A 6,765-nucleotide genomic window follows, 5' to 3' on the forward strand; every position below is an offset into this window, starting at 1 on the left:
GGCGTTGTCGAGCATTGCTTCGGCCAAGAGCTTCTTCAGCTTGGTGTTCTCGTCCTCCAACGCCTTGAGCCGCTTGGCGTCGGACACCTCCAGACCACCGTACCGGGCCTTCCATTTGTAGAACGTTGCGCTGGAGATCCCGTGTTTGCGGCAGACATCCGCCGTCGCCGCACCCGCCTCCTGCTCCCGCAAAATCCCGATGATCTGTTCTTCCGTGAACCGACTTGGCTTCATGGTCCATCTCCTCAGAGGTGACGGACTCTACCCATTCTTGGAGGAGTTTGCGGGGCTCAGACCACCATGGCCAGACGTTCCGGCTGCCCTTGATAGCATTTCGGATGGGTGGGCGCTGTCCGAAAGAAAAGGCGACCGCGAGGCGACGCGACGCCGACTGACGTGCTCGTCCTATCGGGAGCCGGCCGCAATCTTCCGATCGAGATGAAACGTCATTTTCACCCGGACGTATGGACTGCCGCCGCGACGCAGTTGCAGCACTACGCTTCCGATCCGGGGGCCGACGGAATGGGAATCTACCTCGTGTTCTGGTTCGGGAATAGCGTCAAATCGACCGCAGTCCGTCCGGATGGGCGAGGCAGGCCGAATTCGGCAGAAGAAATGGAGGCGATGTTGATCGAAGATCTGGATGCCGATTTGGTCGACCGCACCGATGTGATCGTGTTCGACGTGTCGAATCCAGCAGCGAAGATGACGAAGGCCGGCTAACCGCGTGGCGGAGAACGCTGGTGGAGTTGACAAGCTCGGCAACGCCAAGACCGCCTATGATGCCACGAGCCGTGCCGTTGCCGACGTCCAGCGGGAGCTTGGTGACGCTGCGAAACGCGTAAACAGCCCCTCCATGGAGGCCGCTAACGCCATTGAAGCCGTCAAGCGCGGTGACGTGCTCAGCGACAGGGACCTTGCGGCCATCGACGCCGAAGGCAACGGCCCGCTGTCATCCTTGGTCCGCCAAGCCACGGCTCTGAGCAAGCTCACAGACATGGGGAATTATGACGAGAGCGCTGGGACATTCGTTGGTGGTACGCACCAGACGGCAAAGAAGCTCATCAGCCCCTTCGCCAAGCGCGTGGGCGAACTCGGTGCTTTCGCCGGTGCGGGGGCAATCGGCAGCGGCGGTGTTGGCTTCGATACCGTAGCCTCTCATGTCCCTGCTGCGCTCGAAGGGCTTGCCGGTGCTGTAGCGGCCTACAAGGGCCTTAAGGCGCTCGACAAGGGGCTTGGTCTTGCATCGCCTGCCAAGACCTTCGCTGACAAGTTCGGAGACGGCAGCGGTAACGTCCGCGTGCCTATTCACCAGCCCAAGCGAGATAGCGCTTGATGGCGGCCTCGTGTTGCGCCTTCGTTTGCTCTGTGCCCTCGCAGATGGTCAGCCACGTCGGGTAGTGGTCGCGGATGAGCGTCGCTTTGCCGGTCGCGAGACTGCGGAACAGCCGCTCCGCTTCGGGGCCTTGAGCCTCCAAGAGCGCTTCAGCCTCTTGGTTCACCACGTCGAGCAGTTCGCTGGCTGCACGGCTCTCCTGATCCCCGTGTTCCAAATACTCGTTATCGGAGGTCGCAAACGCTTCACGGAAAGCGATGGCTGCGCCAATCGCGGCGGCGAGCGGGTCAGCTTGCCCCTTCTCATACATCTTGATGCGGCGCTTAAACTCAGCAACGTGGCTGTGCTTAAGCCGGTTCGCCTCCGTGAGGCTTTCGGTGCCCAGCGACTTCACAAAGCGAGGCTTGCCGTTGGCGGCTTGCCGAAGGGGCTTGGGTATCTCTACGACCACCCGCCACGTGTTGCCCTTCTTCTGAAGATATTTGGTGTCTGCCATCAAACCATACCCGAAAACCACACCTTGCTATCCAGCTAAAGCCTGATAAACAAGGGATTATTGGTCTTCAGGTGCTTTTGGTGGAGGTTCCCACTATCTCAACCACCGTCTGGTATCGGAGCCCCCGGCTCGCCCCACTAGACGACAGCGTCATCAGGTTGCCAGTCAGCTGGATGCCATTGCCCTGTACGCCGTCCGCGCTTCCTGCTGTGGGATCTGGACGACCCGATCAGCGCGTGGCAACTTCGTGAAGCCGCGCTCGAACGCGGCGAACTCGATGCCGCCTTCGATCTGGTGGTGCTTGCGCTGTTGCGCGCCTGAGTTCCTCGAGACCACGACTGACGCCGCGCAACGCAACTTACAGAGAATCCGGCGATATGGTCCAAACCGCCGTATGCTTGATCTCGGCATCCTCTAGGTCGCGGGTCACCGGTACGCGATAGTCGGTGAGTCGGACAAGTTTTGCCTTCGGAAGGAAAGAGCGCCCGGGGTCGCCGATCAAGATGGTCGCGCCGGCCCGCGCATGGTTGGCCAGAAATGCGAAGGTACGCGCCGCGGTGTTGCGCTCATAGAAAATGTCGCCCGCGAGGATGGTCTGCCATCGGTCATTTGGTTGAGTATCCAGCATGTCCTTGCCGCACGACGTGAGGTGGACTTGGTTGACCTCCGCATTGAGTTCGGCCGCCGCGATCGCGAAGGCGTCGATGTCGGACACGGTCACCCCGACCGCGCCGGCCTTCATCGCCGCGATGCCGACGAGTCCAGAGCCGGAAGCGATGTCGAGCACGCGCCGGTCTCGCACGGTATCGGGATGATCGAGCACGTAGCGCGCCAGCGCTTGGCCGCCCGCCCAGGCGAAGGCCCAGAAGGGCGGGGGAAGGCCGGCCTCGTTAAGCTCGTTCTCCGTCTGCTGCCAGAGCGGCAACGATTCATCGGCGAGGAAGACCGCAATTTCCGGCACCAGCGGCACAGGCCGCAGCCGGGTGTTGGCTCGGATGAAGGATCGCGGGTCGGCAATGGTCGTGGCTGTCAAGGCGGGCCGTCGCTGTCTGCGTCCCCTGATGACTAGCACGAACCGTCTCGCGCCGCGAAGGCGGAGGTAGAGCGGCTGCGTCTCGGGTCTCGCCAAGCATGCTTCGTCCCTGGGCCGTCAGGCGGCCGTGCGCCGGGCCGCCCTTTCGGCCTTGTCCGCGGCGATCTGCTGCGGCGAGCGCCGCGTCCGCTTGAGAGGCGCCGGCGGCCGATTCAAGGCCGGGACCTTGAACCTCGGGAACAGGGCCAATTCCTTCGCGAGTACAGGCACCTTTCGTTTGCCGTACCGCGCACCGGTCCCGCTCTTGCTTTCGTGGCCGCACATGTAGTCGCACAACTCCGGCTTCATCTTCGTGCCGCGCACGATCTCGCGCCAGAGGTGGCGCCAGCCGTGATTGGGCTGCACGCCCGTGATCTTGAGCGTATCGCGCACCCATCCGCATCATCTTCGCGCTCAACACGCCGCCCAAGAACCACTGGATCATTCGTCGTTTCTTCGACCTGGACCCCACACCACTTGCCCGGGCTTTTTCATTCCGAAACTGAAGAAGGGCAGCAACGCCATCTACATCCCTGGCACGTACCGCAACAACTTGCCGAATATCGATCCCGCAACAGCGAAGCGCTACGAGAAATACCGAGAGACCAATCTTGCCTATTGCTGGCAGATGATTGAGGGACTGTGCCCTGAAGTCCTCATGGGAGGTATCTATTCAGGTTGGAAGGTCGTTGACGAAGTGCCGTATGAGGCGCGGCTTATGGGATACGGTTTGGACTTTGGCTTGATCCGGACCCGGCCGCCATCGTTGCAATCTACTGGCACAACGGTGGCTTCCCGCCGCAGCACTTATGGGAGGAGGCGATCAGCCGCCTTTCTATCCGGTTACGCGCTTGCCACGGAGGAAGATCTCGAGGGTCTTTTGGGTGATGCGCGCCTCGACCTCCTGATGTACGAGGCTATAGGGAACGCTGTAGTAATGCTTGGCGATCTCGATGTGATAATCGAAGTTGACCCGGCAGCGCTTCCATTCGGCGTACTCGTAGGGCTCATCCGGCAAGGGGGTGAGTGCCGGACGATCGAGCTCCTCGAACAGTTCGCGCCGACTTCGCCCCCAGCTCCGGAGAGGTCGATCGTTCAGCTCGCCAAGGAGCGCGTGGATGGCCTCGTTGAGGGCGATGAGCGAGAAGAAGTGGCGGTTGCGCAGGCGCGCCAGAATCCATCGCCCGACGATTTGGACTCCGACTTCGACCTTGGCTTTGTCGCGCGGATGATACGGCCGCGCCGGAACGATGGCGGTGCGGTAATGGCGGGCGAGATCGGCATAGGTCCGGTTGACCATCGGCTCGTGAAAGCAGGCCCGGGTGATGCCGGCCTTCAAATTGTCGCTCACCGTCTGCCGGGCCACGCCGCCGAAATAGGCAAATGCCCGAACGTGCGAGGCGATCCAGTCCGGCAGGCTCTGGCTGAGGCTGGCTTCGGCGTAGGTGTAGTTCGAGGCGCCGAGCACGGCGACGAAAGATCTGCGTGCTGCGCACCTCACCGGAGAGCCCGTCAACCACCTCCATGGTGTGGCCGGAATAGTCGACGAACAGCTTCTCGCCGGCGATATGAACTTGACGCAGGGTCGGCTTGAGGCGACCGGCCCATTCCCTGTAGCGCTCGCAGAACCACGCATAGCCGAAGCTGTCGGAGTTTGCGTCGCAATACTCCTCCCACAACAGCATCAGCGTGACGTTCCGGCGCCGCAGCTCGCGATGCACGAGCGTCCAATCCGGCTGCGGACGCTCCTCGCTGGGGCGATCGGAGGGCGGCGGATACAAGCGGCACTTGAGCTGGACGTCGTCATCCAGCTCCTTTTGGCAACGGCCAGGTCAGACCGGCGCGGCGGGCTCGGTTGACGTACTTGCTACCGTACCCTGGGCCAGGCCCAGGCTGCGGGCAACGGCGCGTTGCGACATGCCGACGCTGTAGTGCAGGCGTAGAACTTCGCGAATGTGGCGCATGGACAGTCTCTCTGTCGGCATCTCGATCCTCTGCTGTTGAGCAAAAGACCGAGCTACCCCGGTTGCAGACTGTCAGCGGTGCGCGCCTCCTGGTTGTCCCCCGATCATGATCGCTGGAAATAGCGATCACGATCAGCTGGAAACGGTGATCACGATGCTCTGGAATGGGTGATCACGATGGCCTGGAATCCGTGATCACGATCGGCTGGAACACGCACGCAGACCGCGGCTACGACTCCAACTGGTTCCGTGCGGCCCTGAAGGCCAAAGGCATGGAAGCCTGCATCCCGCCGACCAGAAGCCGCAAGCAGCCGCTCGCCTACGACAAAGGCCTCTATCGCTCCCGGCACAAGATCGAAAATCTATTCGCCAAACTCAAGGATTGGCGACGCATCGCCACCCGCTACGACCGATGCGCTCACACCTTCTTCTCGGCGATCTGCATCGCAGCCTCAGTCGCCTTCTATCTCAATCAATGAGTCCTGAGCCTAACTAAGCCTCTGGTCCCAAAATCGGGGTCCATTTCAGCGCGCCCGCGCTGCTTCTTCTCTTGAGGCTCAGAGGAGCACCGCTAAACTTCTCTATCTTTCGCCTTAGGGGAGCGCCGCGCGTCAACGATGCGGAGCAGGTGGAAGGTTGCCCCATCATATCTTCGCCGAGACCGCTTGTGAGGGCAACGGCCTATGTGCGCTCACCAACGCGATTAAGTCCGAAGTAGTCTTCCTCTCAATCCGACGTGCAGGCGCCCCATCCGTCACCAACGCGCCGCAGTCCTGGATGCGAGCGGCGATGCTGCTACTAGGCTGGGCGACTGGTCAGCTTCCAGAGAGCAACCTGCTAGTTTTGAGAGCTAGAAATAGGTCGGGCTGAGAAATAACTGGAGGCAGATCCGCGAACAGCATCAAACGGGGTTACGAAATGGATCGAGTCCATGGTGCGCTCCAAGCGGCGACATTGAGCGCCGATGCTATACTACACGCCGCTCAGCAACCTGAAACGATAGGACAGGGGGCGTGTGAACGACGCCTGAGCGAGATCCCACTGCAGCTGGAGCAATACGCCATCGGAGGTCCTTTCCAGCCTGTTATCTCAAACGAGCTTAACGATCGTCTCGAGTTGGTCGGCCAGGCGCCAAAAATGAAGCTGGTCGTCATTTCGAACCGCGGCGCCCGCTTCGATCCCAATGAACCCCAGACCGGTGGGCTTGCAGCAGGCCTCAAGCCAATCTTGGAATGTTCCGAGGCGGTCTGGATGTTCTCCTCGGACATCCGCGGCGAGGGGACTGAGAAGCCTCTGCCGCTCGAGAAGGCTGGCAAAGGCCACGTGGCCAAGCTCGATCTTCCGGTTGAGCACTATCAAGGCTACTATCGAGATTATTCGAACTCGACGTTGTGGCCGGCATTGCACTCCCTGTCCGACCGGATATCGCGCACGCAAGAGGGGTACCGCAGCTATCGAGAGATGAACGACTTCATCGCGCGCGCGGCGTTTGGCTTGCAGGATCGGGACGCATTCTGGGTGCACGACTATCATTTATTTCCTCTCGCGGCAGATTTGCGTAAGCTCGGCATCGAAGGGCCGATCGGCTTTTTCCTGCATATGAGCTGGTCCCGCAAATCTGAACAGCGCGATAAGTGGAGTTTCTGCCTGACGGCGGGCAAGATTGACCCGCGAATCAGGAGAGACGATGAGCAGACGAGCACGGCGGAACCACACTCCGGCTTTCAAGGCGAAGGTGGCACTTGCCGCCGTCAAGGGTGACCGCACGCTGGCGCAACTGGCGGAGCAGTTCGACGTTCACCCCAATCAGATCACATCGTGGAAGGCCCAGCTCGAAGGCAGCGCTGCCGATGTTTTCGGTCCGGGCGGCGGGAGTCGGATCGCCGAACCCACCGTC

Annotated in this window: 9 protein-coding genes and 1 pseudogene; 5 read left to right on the top strand and 5 right to left on the bottom strand. The window is 61.2% G+C overall.

From position 1 onward, the window contains the following. Positions 1–234, bottom strand: a 234-nt coding sequence (locus E4K64_RS38800; protein ID WP_135167594.1) for a transposase, incomplete at its 3' end; no start/stop codon positions are given. A gap of 162 nt (positions 235–396) precedes the next feature. On the opposite strand from E4K64_RS38800, the gene E4K64_RS38805 reads away from it, so the two are divergent. Next, complete coding sequence (locus tag E4K64_RS38805; protein WP_488225975.1) at positions 397–723, top strand: hypothetical protein; 327 nt, start codon at positions 397–399, stop codon at positions 721–723. Positions 724–727: 4 nt separating this feature from the next. Then, positions 728–1,336, top strand: coding sequence for a hypothetical protein (locus E4K64_RS38810; RefSeq protein ID WP_126262072.1), 609 nt, complete (start codon positions 728–730; stop codon positions 1,334–1,336). Here the strand turns inward: E4K64_RS38810 and E4K64_RS38815 are convergent. The 4 genes from E4K64_RS38815 to istA all read right to left on the bottom strand — a co-directional run bounded on the left by E4K64_RS38815 (position 1,305) and on the right by istA (position 4,372). Then, on the bottom strand, positions 1,305–1,832 hold the full coding sequence (locus E4K64_RS38815) for a DUF6538 domain-containing protein (protein ID WP_205680572.1): 528 nt from the start codon (positions 1,830–1,832) through the stop codon (positions 1,305–1,307). The genes E4K64_RS38810 and E4K64_RS38815 overlap by 32 nt on opposite strands. A 358-nt stretch (positions 1,833–2,190) precedes the next feature. Further along, the gene (locus tag E4K64_RS38820; RefSeq protein WP_126262073.1) at positions 2,191–2,865 is read right to left on the bottom strand and encodes a class I SAM-dependent methyltransferase; all 675 of its coding nucleotides are present in this window, start codon (positions 2,863–2,865) and stop codon (positions 2,191–2,193) included. A gap of 117 nt (positions 2,866–2,982) precedes the next feature. Then, positions 2,983–3,297, bottom strand: a complete 315-nt coding sequence (locus E4K64_RS38825) for a hypothetical protein (protein ID WP_126262074.1) — start codon at positions 3,295–3,297, stop codon at positions 2,983–2,985. A 442-nt stretch (positions 3,298–3,739) separates the two neighbouring features. Beyond that, the gene (istA, locus tag E4K64_RS40940) at positions 3,740–4,372 is read right to left on the bottom strand and encodes an IS21 family transposase (protein ID WP_205680573.1); all 633 of its coding nucleotides are present in this window, start codon (positions 4,370–4,372) and stop codon (positions 3,740–3,742) included. Positions 4,373–5,086: 714 nt separating this feature from the next. Between istA and E4K64_RS38835 the strand changes: the two are divergent. From E4K64_RS38835 to E4K64_RS38845, 3 genes and pseudogenes are all read left to right on the top strand, one after another. Then, positions 5,087–5,347 (top strand): annotated as a pseudogene (locus E4K64_RS38835) (transposase); the annotation flags it as partial. A gap of 658 nt (positions 5,348–6,005) precedes the next feature. Further along, the gene (locus E4K64_RS38840) at positions 6,006–6,629 is read left to right on the top strand and encodes a trehalose-6-phosphate synthase (RefSeq protein ID WP_135167596.1); all 624 of its coding nucleotides are present in this window, start codon (positions 6,006–6,008) and stop codon (positions 6,627–6,629) included. Next, a partial coding sequence (locus E4K64_RS38845) for a transposase (protein ID WP_135162981.1) occupies positions 6,556–6,765 on the top strand: 210 nt, incomplete at its 3' end. The genes E4K64_RS38840 and E4K64_RS38845, both read left to right, overlap by 74 nt.

Origin of the sequence: Bradyrhizobium frederickii (assembly GCF_004570865.1) — a bacterium.
GTDB lineage: Bacteria > Pseudomonadota > Alphaproteobacteria > Rhizobiales > Xanthobacteraceae > Bradyrhizobium > Bradyrhizobium frederickii.

Bases quoted from the DNA above. Each gene is read 5' to 3' on its own strand.
- E4K64_RS38815 (WP_205680572.1), bottom strand. From the start codon at position 1,832: ATGGCAGACACCAAATATCTTCAGAAGAAGGGCAACACGTGGCGGGTG.
- E4K64_RS38840 (WP_135167596.1), top strand. From the start codon at position 6,006: ATGAAGCTGGTCGTCATTTCGAACCGCGGCGCCCGCTTCGATCCCAAT.